At 41.2% G+C, this 16,775-nt stretch carries 11 protein-coding genes; 4 read left to right on the top strand and 7 right to left on the bottom strand.

All coding sequences use genetic code 11. From position 1 onward, the window contains the following. Positions 1–436: 436 nt before the first annotated feature. The 7 genes from FUA25_RS10940 to FUA25_RS10910 form a co-directional block, all read right to left on the bottom strand. Positions 437–838 (bottom strand): VanZ family protein, encoded by a 402-nt coding sequence (locus tag FUA25_RS10940; RefSeq protein WP_185146693.1) that lies wholly within the window; start codon positions 836–838, stop codon positions 437–439. Further along, a complete protein-coding gene (gcvH, locus tag FUA25_RS10935) occupies positions 789–1,166 on the bottom strand; it encodes a glycine cleavage system protein GcvH (protein WP_147756939.1) in 378 nt (125 codons plus the stop codon). The genes FUA25_RS10940 and gcvH overlap by 50 nt, the downstream gene beginning before the upstream one ends. 100 nt (positions 1,167–1,266) lie before the next feature. Further along, on the bottom strand, positions 1,267–8,289 hold the full coding sequence (sprA, locus tag FUA25_RS10930; protein ID WP_410493477.1) for a cell surface protein SprA: 7,023 nt from the start codon (positions 8,287–8,289) through the stop codon (positions 1,267–1,269). A 3-nt stretch (positions 8,290–8,292) separates the two neighbouring features. Continuing rightward, positions 8,293–8,877 (bottom strand): Holliday junction branch migration protein RuvA, encoded by a 585-nt coding sequence (gene ruvA, locus FUA25_RS10925; protein ID WP_147756938.1) that lies wholly within the window; start codon positions 8,875–8,877, stop codon positions 8,293–8,295. Between the two features lie 143 nt (positions 8,878–9,020). Then, positions 9,021–11,309 (bottom strand): NADP-dependent malic enzyme, encoded by a 2,289-nt coding sequence (locus tag FUA25_RS10920; RefSeq protein WP_147756937.1) that lies wholly within the window; start codon positions 11,307–11,309, stop codon positions 9,021–9,023. A gap of 67 nt (positions 11,310–11,376) precedes the next feature. Next, positions 11,377–12,231, bottom strand: a complete 855-nt coding sequence (locus FUA25_RS10915) for a BadF/BadG/BcrA/BcrD ATPase family protein (RefSeq protein ID WP_147756936.1) — start codon at positions 12,229–12,231, stop codon at positions 11,377–11,379. A gap of 151 nt (positions 12,232–12,382) precedes the next feature. Continuing rightward, positions 12,383–12,628 carry a hypothetical protein gene (locus FUA25_RS10910; protein WP_147756935.1) on the bottom strand — a complete coding sequence of 82 codons (246 nt, stop codon included), beginning with the start codon at positions 12,626–12,628 and terminating at the stop codon, positions 12,383–12,385. A gap of 200 nt (positions 12,629–12,828) precedes the next feature. On the opposite strand from FUA25_RS10910, the gene FUA25_RS10905 reads away from it, so the two are divergent. The 4 genes from FUA25_RS10905 to FUA25_RS10890 all read left to right on the top strand — a co-directional run bounded on the left by FUA25_RS10905 (position 12,829) and on the right by FUA25_RS10890 (position 16,626). After that, complete coding sequence (locus tag FUA25_RS10905) at positions 12,829–13,287, top strand: GtrA family protein (protein WP_147756934.1); 459 nt, start codon at positions 12,829–12,831, stop codon at positions 13,285–13,287. A gap of 62 nt (positions 13,288–13,349) precedes the next feature. Continuing rightward, on the top strand, positions 13,350–14,075 hold the full coding sequence (locus tag FUA25_RS10900) for a lysophospholipid acyltransferase family protein (protein ID WP_147756933.1): 726 nt from the start codon (positions 13,350–13,352) through the stop codon (positions 14,073–14,075). 42 nt (positions 14,076–14,117) lie between these two features. Beyond that, complete coding sequence (locus tag FUA25_RS10895) at positions 14,118–15,566, top strand: MFS transporter (RefSeq protein ID WP_147756932.1); 1,449 nt, start codon at positions 14,118–14,120, stop codon at positions 15,564–15,566. Further along, complete coding sequence (locus tag FUA25_RS10890; protein ID WP_228411687.1) at positions 15,550–16,626, top strand: DUF3810 domain-containing protein; 1,077 nt, start codon at positions 15,550–15,552, stop codon at positions 16,624–16,626. The genes FUA25_RS10895 and FUA25_RS10890 overlap by 17 nt, the downstream gene beginning before the upstream one ends. The last annotated feature ends 149 nt before the right edge of the window (positions 16,627–16,775 follow it).

The following is a 16,775-nucleotide window of genomic DNA, read 5'->3' as shown; positions in this document are numbered from 1 at the left end:
ATGACCAAATGTTTCCGGAGAAAAATCTGAAACTTTTTTTAAGCCCCTAACTCCCTTCACATCCCATCTTTTCAATCTTCTACTTCGCTCCCCGCTTCTCTCGATTTGGGTTTGCAAAGATAGAAAGAATTTGATAATCTGCAAGTGTTTTTTAAAAAATCTGTAAAATATTTATTCTGCTTCTGCGCTTTCCCCTTTTAAAGGAGATGCAAAGATATGTTAATCTACCGTTAACAAACAAGACGAATATAGAATCACTTTAAAATTGTGCATAAATAAGACATATATAGGCTGGTTTTCAACCATGTATACCGTGGATTAAGTTATCCACAATACTCAAAACGCTTGAAGTGATCTGATTTTTTGCTGCATTCAGTAGAAATATACTCTTATTATAAACATGCATTATCCTTAATAATAAGATATCCCCCAAGATTTAAAGATTGAGGTTCTTTACTTTCATGTAACAAAAACTTCCGAGAAAGAAACCCGCAGTATCTGCAACAATGTCCAGAAGTTCTGCAGAACGGCCCAGGTGCATTTCATCCTGGAGAATTTCCGTCGCGAAAGCGTACACTAGCATAATCTGTATGAAGTAGATAAACCCTACTTTTGGAAGTGCAGTTCTGAAGCAAAATGCCAGTAATGCAAAGATACTCACATGTATTACTTTATCTATACCTGAAAACATAAACCAGTATTCATGGTTTTCTGTACCGGGTCTGAGAAGCATATAAGTAAGAAATGCCCAATAAATGGGCAAAATCTTTATAAATATGGACGATATTTTATCCAAGTAATTCCTGGTATTGCTCTGCTGAAAGCAGTTCCGACACATCGGTATCTTCTGCTATTTCCAGTTTAATGATCCAGCCTTTTCCGTATGGGTCGGTATTAAGGAGTTCCGGCTGATCTTCGAGATCAGTATTGAAGGAAGTAACGGTTCCGGATATTGGCAGATAAAGGTCTGAAACAGTCTTCACAGCTTCCACACTTCCGAATACCTCTCCTGAAGACAGTTCGTCATCCACAGTATCCACATCTACAAATACGATATCGCCCAATTCTCCCTGTGCGAAATCAGTGATGCCGATTGTTGCGGTGTTACCTTCTATTTTCACCCATTCATGTTCTTTGGTGTACTTCAATTCTGCCGGTGTGTTCATTTTTGTTTTTTTATTGTTGAGTTACAAATTTAAAATTAAATTGCGAGAGTTCAAACCTTTTTAAAATTATTGTCTCACCTTTATTAGAGAAATTCTTCTTTTACAATCCATCGTTTCCAAAAGTGAAGGTCGCGGTTACTCCAGCCCGTACTGTTGAAAGTGGAAATGCTGTTGAAATTTTATATTTCGTCATCATTTGGTCATAGAACAGTTTCACATTCAGGTTTTCAGAAAAATTATAATCAGCAGACATTTTAAGCTGGAACAATCTCTGTCCTCCGGTAATCTGAGAATCATCCAATAAAATATTCCGGATTGTGGTTAAATTATCGCGGATGGCCAAATCGCCCCGAATATTCAGATCGCTTCCTGAGTTCTTCCCGCCTCTTCTGCCGCGGGTATAATTACCCCCGAGCCTGAAGTTTTCCAGAATATATCCGAAACCAACCACATACTCAGTTCCAGTATCTTCGGTAAGCGTGTGGTTCACCAAGCCGAGTAAATAAATCCGGTCTTTATTATAATTGGCGCGGAACTGCATATTGTTTCTCATGGTAACATCAATTCCAATAAGCGGTTCAAAGCGTTCCTGATATACGGTCTGCGCAAAAATGAAAGGATTGATGCGGTCTCCGTTAATATCAATTCCGTTCGGGGTATTGTAATAATCGATATTCGACTGAATTCCTGTCGCTGTATAAGATGAATTATAAGCATGAAGAATATCAAATTTTGCAAACTGTCCGTTTATCACCGGGAAATTTCTAAGTCCCGAATAAGTCACCCTCCAGTTCGGTAGCGGGAAACCGGCCTTTTTTGCATCACCCACCTGTTCCGGCGATTTTCCTTCCACAGCGGCCCTGAATGCCGGTATCAACACATAAGAATTGGCAATGCTGTAACCCGGAGCGTAACCATCTGGTCCCGCTGCACCGCCCAGTTGCTGGGAAATTATTTTTGAATTCTCAATTAAATTTCGGTAAAGGTCGTCACCACTCTTAAATGCCGTCTTCACGATCATGCTGGAGTTGGTATACGTAATGAAATCATTGCCGAAGGCAAAATCATGATTTGGAGTGTTGAGATTCTGCACATCATTGAAGCCTACCTGCGTGAAAGTTCTGTTGTACGTATGCAGAACATTCAGATCAATTCGGAAATCATTTACAGGAATCACGAGCAAACTCGCATTCAGCTGACGGCTTTTCAGCTGCACATACGGGTCATTCATCAAAGTAGAGTTACTGATCCATTGGTTCTCGATGGCCGTTCTGCGGATATCAGCCTGGGAACCGAGCAGGAATCCGTAGGTCGGACCGCCCAAAGTCTGTCCGTAACCATACCAGTTCGGTGCTGAAAGCAGACCAGGGAGAACTGTACCGTTATTCTCATTATAATCAATATTCAGCTGCTTGATCGCTGTGAATGCTGAAGCAATGCTCTGCAGCGGTGTAAGTTTATTCTTGAATTTATAATTTTTGAAAGTAAACTTTTTGGCTTCCCATGCTTGGGCGTAGACATTATTCAGAGAATCAATCTCCTTTTCTCTTTTTTGAATTTTATCGGAGATATTTTTGAAATATTTGAATTTATTGAACAGTTTAGGCACATCCACAGAACCGGTTGCGATGACGTTGTTGGTATTCTGACCAATGGATCCCAAACTTCCGCCCGGACTGGATAGAAGTGCTGTAGATCGGGAGTTCCAGTTGTACGTAATTCCGTAGCCCAGTTCCGCTTCAATAAAATCGAGGTATGGGAACAGCTGGAAAGGCAATTTATAGTTCAGCTGAACACGGTGGTTATACAGAACTGGTCTTCCGTACCTGAAGGCATTCTGGAAAATCGAACTTTTATCCATCATGTTCACGTCCATATTGTCATTCAGGGTTCTTGTTAAAGCATTTACTTCAAGTTTCAAAGATTTTGTGAAATTGAAGCCGATGCCGTACTGCCAACCGAAGTAAAAATTCCTGTTTTTAATTGCGGCAAAATCGTTCCCCAGGTTCCCGGTTAAAATGGCGTCAATATTCCTGAATTCGAGTTCATTGTAATTCCTATCGATTTCGGTTCTGAAAGAGAAACGTGTCGGAACCGGATTGATGTTGAATTCTTTAATCCACCTCAGGTACTTTGTAGATTTTGCGGTATCGCTGATCATTTTGTTGAAAGGTTTGATCACCCACGGTTTGAAACTGTAGTTGTAATCAAGATAACCTCTCAGATATTGTCTGTAATTTTTCTTCGTGTAGATATCCCGGAAATAGTCATCATTATATACTGTAGTTACCGAAAGGTTTTCCACATCATAAAATTTTGGCTTCCTGTCCGGATTCATTCTTTCTTTATGCATATTTACAACGCCCAGACTTCTCTGCTGGGTAAACGTTCTTGCCACCTGAATCAGTTCCTCCTTGTTTGGTGCTTTTGAAAATTCCACATCATTGTCCAAAGGATTGTATTTAGGATCTTCAATGGTTTGGGAATAAGAATAATTCACCGGGATTTTCAGTCCGCTTTTTTCAGGCAGAAATTTATCGGCATTTACCGTAGTATTGATACTGAAAGCCGACTGTGTAGACTGGGATCTTTCCGCAGGCTTGGAATCGATGTTGCCAAAACCGATGGTGGAATAAGCCACGTTGCTGTTTACGATGGCAAAATCTCCTAAATTGAAGTTCAGACTTGCGTTTCCGGCGTACCCTCCTTTATTTTCAATTTCAGAAAGGCGGATTTCATTTACCCAAAGGATTAGATCTTTGGAGTTCCGGTCAAGGTTCCTCATTCCGACCATGATATTGGTAATGTTCCCAATGGTTGGCCGTCCTTTTACATATATTTTCCTGTTGGAATCTCCGAACTCAGGATCCAAAGTTCTTTCTGTAATCAGCGCTGCGGAGTTTTTATCTCTGCGAAGTTTGGCATCAACAAAATTCTGAATCTCAAAATCCACTTCATTCTCGGAAGGCCAAATGTCCAGAGGTGAAGTTGCAGTGCTTGGAGTGTACTTTAAAGAAGCTTCATATTCGTAATAATTGTCTGTCGCGTCACTTCCGAATCTGATGAAGAATTTAGCATCGGGATCAAGGCCTCCTACTGCCTGAAATTCAGGATCTGCATTTTCAGCATGTACAAAAAGTTTGAGTTTTTTGAAACGGCGCATATCCAGATTCGTATTTTTGAAAACACCGCGTGCTTCGCCAACAAGATTTCTGTCTCTGATATAAAGAGAAGCTTCATTCTGTCTTTGGGCACCACCGGTTCCGCTGAGTACCTGACGGTCGATTCCCGGAGGCAATACATACGGCGGTTGGTTGAGGCCGTTTTCCTCAAGATTCACACTTCCCACTTCAAAATTGGTGATATCTGCCAATACCGAACCTTCATTCGTGTTGGTGGCAGACCACAGATTTTTCGGATATCTTCTCCAGTCTGATCTAACGAGGTCAAAAGTTCCGAAACGGATGGTTGAAGTCTGGTCGAAACCTTTAAGTAAAAGTCTTGCAAATCTTACATTATTCAAAACTGAAAGATCATGGTCTCCGGCGCTCTGATCAAAATCCGATACGGGAATCCGGAAAAGAATCCATTTCACCTCATCGGTCTGTCCGTTTTCAAATCTCGCCTGCACTGTTTTTACATCAGCAATGTATTTCTGGCCTTTTACGAGACTGGACTGATCAAGATTTATTTCGTACTGGTTGTAGTTTTCGCTTTGGTCTAAGTTATAATCCCGGTTTGCATCTTCAGCATCCGGAGTTTGAGAAGCCACTTCAAGGGAGTTGCTTTGGGAATTGGCTTCAGGATTCCTGAAATATTTATACCGCTGTGGTAAAGATGACGCTAAGTTACCTCCGAATTTATCAGACAGATAGAATAAAAAATCATCGGAAGCCGGATCAGAAAGATTGGTAACCGGGTTTGTAAGGTTAATTCCAAACTTTGAAGCTTCAGATGCAGCATCCAATCCGTCGAAACCAAGATCCTGAACGGTTCTTTCTGCATCTTCGGAAGAAAAAGCATACAGAATTGGCGGCTGTTTCGGCTGGATCCCTAGATTTGAAGCAGTTGTGGTTGCCGGCGCGGAAGGCGTTGGAAGTCCATTTTCGTACTGCATCAATCCGTCTTTCAATACATCTTCAGATACGTTTCCGAGCTGGAGCAATAATTTTGGAGCTGCTCCCAGATTATTTCCGTCTGCATAAGGATCCATCATCCAGAACTCCACATATTCAATATTGGAATTCACAAAGTTGGAGACTGAAATCGGACGCATCAAACCAGCCCATCTCTGCTGAGTGGTTTCAGCCGCCTGATTCACGTTATATGGACCTCTTTCTGAAGGATAATAGGTAATGTCGAAGGTATTCGTATAGGTTTGGTCTCCTGCGACAAAATCTTTGGAATTGAAAAGTTCTTCCAGTTGCACCCGGCGTGAGGCATGATTGGAAACCGCCTGTGCGTTGATGCCGTTCGGTGCGTTGCCGCCAATTCCCCAAAATCTCGGGTCAATATTGTACCAGGAAACCAGAGCGCGTCCGTTTCCGTTCGTGATGTCGTCATTTTGTCCTGCTCCGGCAAAAACAGGATCGCCCTGATTTTTTTCGGGTTTCGAAGCCAGACTCCAGATTGCAGGCTCTTTCAGGGAGATTTTTGAGGTCGTCTGTTCAAAATCATCCACATAAGACTGGTTGTTGGTGCCTTTATTCATACCCGGGATCAGGTAAGCCGCTTCCATCCTGAAATTCAGACTGGAAGGTGCCTCAGTATTCACCAAAGGAATTTTATCAGTAAGACGGGTAAGGAATGGCAATTCATTATTGTACAATAAATTAATTCCGGCCATCGTATTGTTCACGGCTTCCTGGCCGTAGTTTACTTTTTGGGTGAGCGGCACTTCGGAATAATTCACAACCGTTCCACCCAGGAGGAAATGATCATTGAATTTTCTCTCCAGATTCAATCCTAAAAATCTTTTACGCTGCGTATTGAAGGTCAGTTGATTTTCGAGCGCAATATTGATGGCCTGCCCCGACTGTTTTACTGCTTCGTTGATAATCGTTACCGTTCCGAGCATGTAATCCACAGTATAATCCACCCCTTCTGAAAGCTGGACGCCGTTTGCAGTCACCTTTACTGAGCCTTGCGGAACATTGATCGCTCCGAGAGAAATCCCCTGTCCCTGCGTTCCTTTATAGCGGCCTTCCATGGTGTAACGAAGCGCAAGGTTGCTGGAAGTTGCGACCTGTTTCTGCTGGGTATATAGATCCGTAAAAACATACTGAGGATCATTGGTTCCCAAAACACTAGCCATATAACTTCCGAAAGGCTGCACTTTGGTATAAATCAGTTTACCTTCCTCTGGCCGGATTGTAATTCCGGGAACAAAATCGAAAATACCGTCGCCTAAAACGCCGCCATTGGATTGAAGGTCATTGTTGAGATTCAGCCGGTCCCAGTTTAACAGCTTCAGTAAATTCGTATCCTGAACATTGGTATTTGGTAGATAATTCACTTTACCGCCGGTTTGCGGATCTCTGTAGTAAATATTCAGTAAAAAACCGTCCTGATTCACCTGATTGGCTTCCAGTGAATAGATGTTTTTCATCATCAGATTCCACATAGGCGAAGTGGTTTTCACATTGGAATTCGGCTTCAGTACTTTCGTTACTAAAACTGCACTTTCTTCAGAAAACTCTCCCACTTTATACACCTGATTGCTGCCGTTAACGGTGTAGGAATAGGACACTGCCAACAATTGATTGTCATTCAGCCTCTGGTTAAGAGAAAGATAGCCCAACTGTGGATTGTATGTAAATTCATTCGCGGCAAGTCTTCTTGCTTTCCGGTTAAAGATGAAATTCTCTCCATCAACAAAAGCCTCCGTAGTTCCGTTTGCGTTTGGTAAAACCTGCCCGTTGATGGCGTTATATGCGGTATTTGCATCCCGCAGCGAAGGTCCCAAAGCAGTTACACTTTGGTAAAGATTATTCTGGGAATTATCAGGTAGTCCGGATAAACCATCTCCCAAATCCCGGATTCCCACAATACTCTTCTGGTAGGCAAGGTTTCCGTTCCCCTGATCCAGAACCCATGCTTCAATTCTTGTAATATTGATCGTGGAATTAATTAATGGATAATTCAGGAGTGAAGCATCATAATTGTTGAGGAAATAATGCCCGATAAAATAATGCTGGTTGTCTTCATAGTCAATGGCATTTATTTTAAAGGTGTTCATCACGCCACCCCCCTGCACAACAATATTCCGGGCTTCACCCTGTTGCTGCGAGAGCACCAAAGTTCCATAAGTTTTTCCAAGCTGGAATTCCGTCTTCAAACCGAAAAGGGACTCTGAACCACGAATAAGACTCGTGGAAAGCGGCATATTCACATTCCCGAATTCCACTCTTTTGATCATTTTATCTTCGCCTCCGGTTGCAGGATCGTTCAGTCCTTTCGTCTGGAGGTCCTTCCAGCTTCCTTTTGCCTGCCAAACAAGGTTCATTCGGTTTTCGAAGGCGAAACCGCTCTGTGTATCGTAGTTCGCGCGGAGCTGGAGATTTTCTCCCACCTTTCCGAGCAACCCCAACTGAATCCGCTGATCGATATCGAATGAAAAACTGGTTCTGTTTTGGGGTAAAATAAGTGGATTGTCTATTTTCTGGTACAGTCCGCCAACATCAAAAGAGGCGTAACCTGAAGGAATGATTTCAATTTTATTGCCGCCGAAGATACTTTCAAAAAGTTTGTTCCGGACGTTTACAGCAGGGATCAGGCCTCTTTTCTGCGCATCGGTTTTGTCTTTCCGGAAAAGGAGACTGTAACGGTCTGATTTGTCTTCGTAAAACAGTCTCGCCTGATTGGCTGCTACAAAATCCTGATATTCCTCGGGAGTCATCACGGTAGCAGTTCCTGTAATCACATCTCCGATTTTCGGATATACGTAGTACATTCCGGTTTTAATGTCATAAAAACCTTCGTATTGGGTGGGATCAGGCAGTACATAGTCTTTCTTTACCACGATACTGTCTGCAGGAAGAACCTGAGCGAAAAAATTTATTCCTGTAAATAAGAACAATAAAACGGTGACTACCTTATGCTGAAAAAAATGCTTCTTCTCCAAATGTTAAATATTTTTTAAAATTTGTTTTACCAGTTCTTCTACTGAAAAATCTGGATTCTGCTTCAGAATACGGTCTGCAATCTTCTCACTCATCTTCTTCTGAATCCCTAAAACTTCTAATGCAGATAACGATTCTTCCTTAACTTTATTATTTGCAAATGTAGAAATATTTTCAGCAGCAGAACTGAATTTCTGCACTTTATCCCGCAATTCCACAATAATCCTTTCTGCAGTTTTTCCGCCGATTCCTTTCACTTTCTGAAGCAGCAAACTGTTGTTTGCGGTGATGGCCGAAGCGATTTCCTCCAGGCTCAGTGAAGAGAGCATGATGATTGCCGAAACCGGTCCTACTCCGTTAACACTTATTAACAGATTGAACATTTCTTTTTCTAAAATTGTGTTAAAACCAAACAGAAGATGTGCATCTTCCCGAATGATCTGCTGAATATTGAGAAAGGATTCTTTCCCGAGCCTGAGTTGATTGGAAGTCTGAAGACTGATGCCCACGTAATAGCCTACCCCATTTACGTCAACAACCACCGATGTTGGGTTGAGTTGCTGAACGGTTCCTTTTAGCGAATAAATCATTGTGTTTTTTTGAAGAATTCAAATATAGCAAATTGACATTAATAAAAATGCAGCCTTTTGAGGCTGCATTTTTATTATAATTATCCATGGAAATTCGTTTGATACTACTGATTCCATTAAATGTTGATGTTTTTTTCTTATTCTTATGCGGTTATCTCCCTTCGCTGTGCATCCAAAACGGCGATTGTCGCCAGATTTACAATCTCATCAACACTGGCACGCATCTGAAGCACATGAACCGGATGTTTGAGTCCCATCAGAATCGGACCCACCACCTGTGCAACCTTCATCCCACGAATTATTTTATAAGAAAGATTTGCGCTTTCCAGATTCGGGAATACAAAAACATTCGCCGGCGTTGTTCCCAGCTTTGAAAACGGATAATCCGACAGGTGATCGGCATTCATGGCAAAATCAGGCTGAATTTCTCCGTCAACAACCATTTTAGGGAACTTTTCATGAAGAACTTTCACCGCTTTTGCCACTTTTTTGGAAGTTTCGGAAAGTCCGGAGAAATTTTCGAAAGCCAGCATAGCAATTCTTGGTTCAATTGCGAATGATTTAACGGTAAGCTCTGCCATTCGTGCAATATTCACGAGATCTTCCGCGGTTGGATTCTGGTTAATGGAAGTGTCTGCAAAAAAGATCGGTTTCTTTTCGGTAAGAATCATCATCATTGATGCAATTTTGTCCACCCCTTTTTCTTTTTCAATCACTTCGAGCACGGGACGCAAAACTGAAGAGTAATTTTTAGCAAAACCGATGATCAGAGCATCCGTATCACCATGCTGAAGCATCAGCGGACCGAAATAATCTCGCTGGCGGACATATCTTTTGGCTTTGTACTCGTTCATGCCTTTTCTCTGGCGAAGTTTCCAGAGAGATTCGCGGTATTTCACCCGGTTTTCTTCCTGGTCATCATCCATCGGGTCTACAATAGGAACATCGATCTCAATACCGAATTTTTTCATCTGTTCCTGAACGAATTTCTTCTCTCCGAGCAGAATGGGCTGTGCAATCCCCTCTTCATAAAGAATCTGCGCAGCTTTTAAAACATTATATTCCTCAGCGTTTCCGAGTGTAACCCGTTTCGGATTTGCGCGGGCGCGGTTCTGCATCATCCGAATGAGTTTTTCATCCCTTCCCATGCGGTCAAGCAGCCTGTTTTCGTATTCGTCAAAATTCTCGATTGGTTTTCCCGCAATTCCACTGTCCATTGCAGCTTTTGCAACGGCCATCGACACCTTCGTAATCAAACGGTTATCAAATGGTTTAGGAATAAAATATTCTCTTCCGAAACTGAGGTTTTTAAGATTATAGGCTAAAATCACGGCTTCCGGAACCGGTTCTTTCGCCAGATCAGCCAGTGCGTGAACTGCCGCAAGTTTCATGGCTTCATTAATTCCGGTAGCCTGAACATCGAGCGCCCCCCGGAAAATATAAGGAAAACCCAGAACGTTGTTCACCTGATTAGGATAATCACTTCTACCGGTTGCCATAATTACATCTTTGCGGGTTTCCATTGCCAGATCGTAATCGATTTCAGGCGTTGGATTTGCGAGCCCGAAAACAATCGGGTTTGCAGCCATTGAGAGCAGCATTTCCGGCGTCATTACATTTCCTTTGGAAAGTCCTACAAAAACATCGGCATCTTTTAGGGCGTCTTCCAGGGTTTCAAGATCTGTCTGCGCGGCAAAATACTGTTTTTCCGCAGTCAGATTTTCTCTTTTATGATTGATGACTCCTTTGCTGTCGCACATCAGCACATTTTCCTTTTTAAGGCCTAGTTCCAGATACAGTTTAGTACAGGCCACCGCTGCCGCCCCAGCTCCGTTTATCACGATCTTCACTTCTCCGAATTTTTTATCCGCGATTTCAAGAGCGTTAAGGAGCGCCGCTGCCGAAATAATGGCCGTTCCGTGCTGATCATCGTGCATCAGCGGAATATTGAGTTCTTCTTTGAGTTTCTGTTCAATATAAAAAGCTTCAGGTGCTTTGATGTCTTCGAGGTTGATTCCGCCAAATGTCGGGGCGATTCCTTTTACAATCTGGATAAATTTATCGGGGTCTTTTTCATCAATTTCGATATCAAAAACATTGATATCCGCAAAAATTTTAAATAAAAGCCCTTTTCCCTCCATAACGGGTTTTGAAGCTTCAGCGCCAATGTCACCCAATCCGAGAACTGCCGTTCCGTTAGAAATAACGGCCACGAGATTGCCTTTTCCGGTATAATCGTAAACCGTTTTCGGGTTTTTTTCGATTTCCAGACACGGTATGGCAACGCCGGGAGAATACGCAAGGGAAAGATCCCGCTGCGATGAATGGGGTTTGGAAGGGACGACCTCTATTTTGCCTTTTGGTTCACTGCTGTGATAATCGAGTGCGGCCTGGTTAAAATTCTTTTCGTCTCTTTGGTTTTTGCTTGCCATTTTCAGTGCTTTAGATTCATTCCAGCATTTTTTATAGAAGTTGCTGAAAGGTTATATTAAGATTAATTTAAATTAGAATGTATTTTTTGTGATAATCCACTAAACTTTCGATCGGTTTCTGTACTACTTTCCCTATTTTTAGGTTGAGTTCAGCCGCCGCAGCGCGCAGAATATCTTCGTAAATGTAGGCAATGTAGCCGATGAAGTTGATTTCGACTTCGCCGGCTTCCGGATACGGAAGTACCTGATAATCGAGAAAATTCTTCATTTCATCAAAGACCATGTTCTGGAAATACGGATGTTTTTTCCGTTCCGAAATGAATTTATTGAATTCGCCCAGATAAGCATTAGCCCGTGGATTGTGATACATATTTTTGATCGCTTCCTCAATGGTGAGGTGATAGGTGTCTTCAAATTCTTCACGAAGATCATCCGGGAGTTTTTTCATAAAAAAACGCCGGAGCAGGTGTTTGCCTAAAGCACTTCCGCTGCCCTCGTCCCCAATCAGAAAACCCAGGGAAGGAAGATCGGTTCTTATTTTTTCGCCATCAAAATAGCAGGAATTAGAACCCGTACCTAAAATGCAGATAATTGCGGGACTGCCGTTGTAAGCAGCATACGCCGCAGCCGTCATGTCTTCTTTTATAGTAATTGACGCTTTTGGAAATGCTTTAACGAACTCCGAGTCCACCTTTTCGGCGTTTGCGGGCGTTCCGCAGCCGGAACCGTAAAAAAAAACTTTTTCAATATGGTTTTTCAGAAAAAATAGGTCCTGATTTTTATCAATTTCCTTCATAATGAAATCAGGATTAATGATATTAGGATTGAATCCTAAAGTGGTCGTCTTCAGGTTGGGTTTGCCGGAGTTTTCCAGAATTACCCAGTCGCATTTCGTAGAACCCCCATCAATAATGGCAATCATAGTGTTAAAAGTTTAATGTGCTAAATTATCATTTTAATTTTGAATAGCCATGCCGGAAAACCTAACGGTCTGACTGCCTGAATAAAAAGAAAATAACAAACAAAAAACCCATATAAAATATGGGCCTTCAAATCATTTATCAAATGTCTGTTTAATCTTTTTTTACCTCTAACCAGTCTTCGATCTCCACTTCCAGATATTCGGTCTGCTGTTTCATGGCTGTAATAAAGTCATCAGGAACACCGGAAATGTCACTGTTTTCCAAATCCCATAAATCATCGGACATGGTTTCATATTCTGTATATATTCTTTTGAATCGCGGATTGTTTTTTTCGAGCTCTTCAATTTTCTTCTGCTGGGGCCGGAATTTTCTGTAAGCGGGTTTTAGTGGATTCATTTTTCTGATGTTTTTAAGAAAACCATTTGTAATAAAAATGCTCGAGATAAAAAATCATTTTCAGCAACCTGCTGAAAATGAAATTCGTATCCGTAATATGTTTCTTTCAATAATTAAATTTAGATAATATTTTGATTGAAAAAAAAAATTTAACAGTATTTTTACATCTTTAACATAAGTTATAAATTCGCAGCGTTTATATGAAAGAATTTTTCCTCAGGCAGAAACAGGTTTTGTTTTTCATCATCGCAGGCGGTGTTTGTGCAGTGGTGGAAATCGCTACTTTTAAACTCTTCAGTGTAGCGATTCCAAGGATTCTGCCTATGGAAACAGATTTTTACGGCATTCATTTTCCGTTCAGCAATATTTTTTCAACCCTTATTGCCATTGTATTCAATTATTTTCTGAGCATCTGGTTTGTTTTTGAGCGCGGTAAACATTCAAAAAAAAAGGAATTTGCTTATTTCATGTCTATTTCCTTCATTTCCACAATTTTAAGTTTAAGCTTTTTTCAGGTTTTTTTCCGGTTTCTGTACTCCAATAATATGAATTTGGGGGTATTTGTTCTGAGTCCTGAAATCCTCAGTAAAATTTCTGCAATCGTTCTGGTTTCGGTATTGAATTACTCTGTGAAAAAAAAGGTTATTTTTAACGGATAATTATGATCAATCTCCTGTTGGTTAATATCATTTAATAATATTCGTAAAATTTGACTTCCATAATGACAAAAATTCTGAATTATATCTGGCGCGGCTGGTTTGTGCTTTTGGGAATCCTGCTTACGCTTGTCCTTGGAATTCCGATATTTCTTTTATCCCTTAAAAAAGAACATTATAAATATTGTTACCAGTTTATCCGAATCTGGTGTTACGGCATGTTTTATGGCATGGGTTTCCGGTATAAACTCATCAGGCTCAGCAAAGACCATATCGACCCGCAGCAGCAATATGTTTTCATCGCCAACCACACCTCTATCATTGATGTTTTGCTTCCGTGCATTTTAATCCGTGACCATCCGCTCTGTTATGTGGGTAAAAAGGAACTGGTTAAAATCCCTGTTTTCGGGATGATTTATAAAAGAATATGTGTAATGGTGGACCGGAGTTCAGCAAAGAGCCGTGCTGATGTCTACCGCCGATGCGCCGAAAGAATGGAGGAAGGCCAAAGTGTGGTGATTTTTCCGGAAGGTGGTGTTCCCGATGACACTTCAGTTATACTCGATCCTTTTAAGGATGGTGCTTTTATACTTGCCTCGAAGCATCAGTTTCCGCTGGCGGTATACACTTTTGTAGGCCTGAAGCAAATGTTTCCCTTTAATAATTCAAAAGGGTACCCGGGAAAAGTGAAGATTTATTTCAACGGTATTATGGAACCTCATGCTGGTCCAAAAGAGCTTAAAGCAAGTGCCCACAGCGAAATAAAAAAAGTTTTGGAAAACTCAATCTGAGAGAATAAATAGTTATATTTGTTTTAAAGAAATTAAAAACTAATGTCAACAAATTATACCAAGCAAACCAACTGGGGCCAATTCATCCCTTTAGTCACCGTGTTTTTTTTCTGGGGATTCGTGGCCGCAAGCAACGATATTCTGATTCCCGTTTTCAAGAAAGCCTTTGATTTAACCCAGAGCCAGAGTCAGCTGGTTTCAGTAGCATTTTATGTAGCCTATACTGTAGGGTCATTAATCTACATGTTTGTTTCAAAAGCCATCAAGCAGGATGTTGTGAATAAAATCGGATATAAAAACGGTTTAATTTTAGGACTTCTCATTTCAGCAGCAGGAACTTTGCTCTTTTATCCAGCCGCAAATCTGGGTTCTTTCCCCTTAATGATTTCAGGACTGTTTATTGTTGGTTTGGGTTTCTCGCTTCAGCAAATCGTAGCAAATCCACTCGCGATTGAAGTTGGCCCTACCGAAACCGGTTCCCAGCGACTAACGATGGCGGGCGGAATTAATAATCTGGGTACAACCATCGGTCCGCTAATCGTTTCATTTGCCATTTTCGGCTCCGCGACCGCTTCGAATACCGAAGCCAGCATTGAATCGGTAAAAGTGCCGTATCTTGTTTTAGGAGTTGCATTTCTACTGGTTGCAATTCTTCTGAAGTTTTCGTCTCTGCCTAAAATTACGCCAACCATCACGGAAGATACTGATGATGCTGTTCCAGGTGAACACCGAACGTCGGCCCTGAAATATCCACAGCTGGTAATGGGAATGATTGCTATTTTTGTTTATGTGGGTGTGGAAGTTTCCACGGCAAGTAATCTTCCGGCATATATGGAGAAATCACTTGGCTTTGCCACCAAAGACATTGCGCCTTATGTGTCCCTTTATTGGGCTTCTTTAATGATTGGCCGGTGGACTGGAGCAGTTGATGCATTTGACATCAGCGCCGGGTTCAAGAAAATTTTAAGATTTTTAGCGCCTTATCTGGCTTTCGGCGTTTTTCTGATGGTAAATGCCATCGCAAAGCACGATCTGTCTGATTTTTATATTTATGGTGTAATTATTTTGGTGATGATTGCATGTGATATCGCGAGCAAAGGAAACCCGGCAAGAATGCTGCTGATTTTTTCCGGAATGGGAATTTTAGCTTTAATAACGGGAATGCTAACGTCGGGAATGACTTCTGTTTACGCCTTTACAAGTGTAGGGCTCTTCTGTTCCACACTTTGGCCTTGTATTTTTGCTTTAGCCATCAACGGCCTTGGAAAACACACGAATCAGGGTTCGGGATATCTGATCATGATGATTATGGGTGGCGGAATTATTTCATGGTTACAAGGTTCTTTAGCAGACATGACGAATATTCATTTCAGTTATATCGTAGGGGTGGCATGTTTTGCTTACCTCGCATTCTATGCTGTTCGGGTGACCGGAATTCTAAAAGCCCAGGGAATCAGTCTCGACAAGCTCAAAAATGAAGGCGGACATTAAAAAAATAAACATATTTTCTAGAAAAAGATTTTGGGCAGGTATTTTATCTGCCCAATTTCTGTTGTTTTTTATCCTTGCAAAATTCCACTCTACTCTTATTGTTTTTGAAAGATTTTTTGAAATACAGAAAGTCTTTCACCAAAAAATTTTCGCGGTGTTTCCGTTTTCTGTAGGCGATTTACTGTATATTTTATTAGCAGTTTTGATGATCTTTTATCTGCTCAAAATATTCAAAAAGAAAACCCGTAATCATTTTGTACTGAAATTTCTCATCTTACTGAATCTGCTTTATTTCCTGTACCAGATTTTCTGGGGAATGCTGTATTTTCAGACACCGCTCGCTGAGAAGCTTCCTAATGAGGAAATAACCCTTCAGGACACCAAAACTTTGGCGTTAAAATATCTGAATTTATGCAAGCAGACGCGAAATCGGGTAAGCGAAGACCGAAACGGGGTTTTTAAACTGATGAATTTAAAACTGACCGAACAGGAAATTCTTCTTCAACAGAGTCAATTGCCATCCTTTATCAGTTCCAAAAAACCGACGGGCATTAATAGTTTCAAGTCAAGTTTATGGAAAGCAATCATGAGCTCAACAGGTATTTTAGGGTATTATAATCCTTTTACTGGTGAGGCGCAGTTTAACCCTGAACTTCCCTCGACATACCTTCCGTTTACGCTTGCACATGAAAGTGCACACCAACTGGGATTTGCGCGTGAGCAGGAAGCCAATTTCATTGGGTACCTCATCGGTAAAGATTCAAAAAACGCCGAATTAAAATACAGCACCCAGTATTTTGTACTGAAATCCCTTTTGAACGATCTGGTGGAAAAGGATCCCGAATTTGTCAGGAAAATCATCAGGAGCTATTCTTCAGGAATGAAAAGAGACCGCCTTGCCGAAAAAATGTTTGTAAAGAAAAACGAAGGATTTCTGAACGATTTCTTTGGTTTCACGAATGACCTTTTCCTAAAAAGCAACCGTCAGGATGGCAGCATCACTTACTCCTATTTCACAGGACTGCTGATCCGTTATGAAAAAATGAACGCCAACAAATAGAATTACTATAGGATTTTTGGAATGCCACTGGAACAGGATCACCAAAAATTTGAATCATTTCTAATTATTTGCTAGAGTAAACAGAAAAAATTTACAAGAAAACCCTTCCCTTCCTTCCAAAAAAAAATCTCAACCGAAGTTGAGATTTG

The organism is Chryseobacterium sp. (assembly GCF_008014695.1).
Taxonomy (GTDB): Bacteria; Bacteroidota; Bacteroidia; order Flavobacteriales; family Weeksellaceae; genus Kaistella.
Note: the sequence above shows the minus strand (reverse complement) of the source record. Positions and strands in the feature narration are given on the sequence as shown.

What these genes read in the sequence shown, in the direction of transcription:
- FUA25_RS10940 (WP_185146693.1), bottom strand. Translation starts at nt 838, where the DNA reads ATGTGTCGGAACTGCTTTCAGCAGAGCAATACCAGGAATTACTTGGAT.
- gcvH (WP_147756939.1), bottom strand. Translation starts at nt 1,166, where the DNA reads ATGAACACACCGGCAGAATTGAAGTACACCAAAGAACATGAATGGGTG.
- ruvA (WP_147756938.1), bottom strand. Translation starts at nt 8,877, where the DNA reads ATGATTTATTCGCTAAAAGGAACCGTTCAGCAACTCAACCCAACATCG.
- FUA25_RS10920 (WP_147756937.1), bottom strand. Translation starts at nt 11,309, where the DNA reads ATGGCAAGCAAAAACCAAAGAGACGAAAAGAATTTTAACCAGGCCGCA.
- FUA25_RS10915 (WP_147756936.1), bottom strand. Translation starts at nt 12,231, where the DNA reads ATGATTGCCATTATTGATGGGGGTTCTACGAAATGCGACTGGGTAATT.
- FUA25_RS10910 (WP_147756935.1), bottom strand. Translation starts at nt 12,628, where the DNA reads ATGAATCCACTAAAACCCGCTTACAGAAAATTCCGGCCCCAGCAGAAG.
- FUA25_RS10905 (WP_147756934.1), top strand. Translation starts at nt 12,829, where the DNA reads ATGAAAGAATTTTTCCTCAGGCAGAAACAGGTTTTGTTTTTCATCATC.
- FUA25_RS10900 (WP_147756933.1), top strand. Translation starts at nt 13,350, where the DNA reads ATGACAAAAATTCTGAATTATATCTGGCGCGGCTGGTTTGTGCTTTTG.
- FUA25_RS10895 (WP_147756932.1), top strand. Translation starts at nt 14,118, where the DNA reads ATGTCAACAAATTATACCAAGCAAACCAACTGGGGCCAATTCATCCCT.
- FUA25_RS10890 (WP_228411687.1), top strand. Translation starts at nt 15,550, where the DNA reads ATGAAGGCGGACATTAAAAAAATAAACATATTTTCTAGAAAAAGATTT.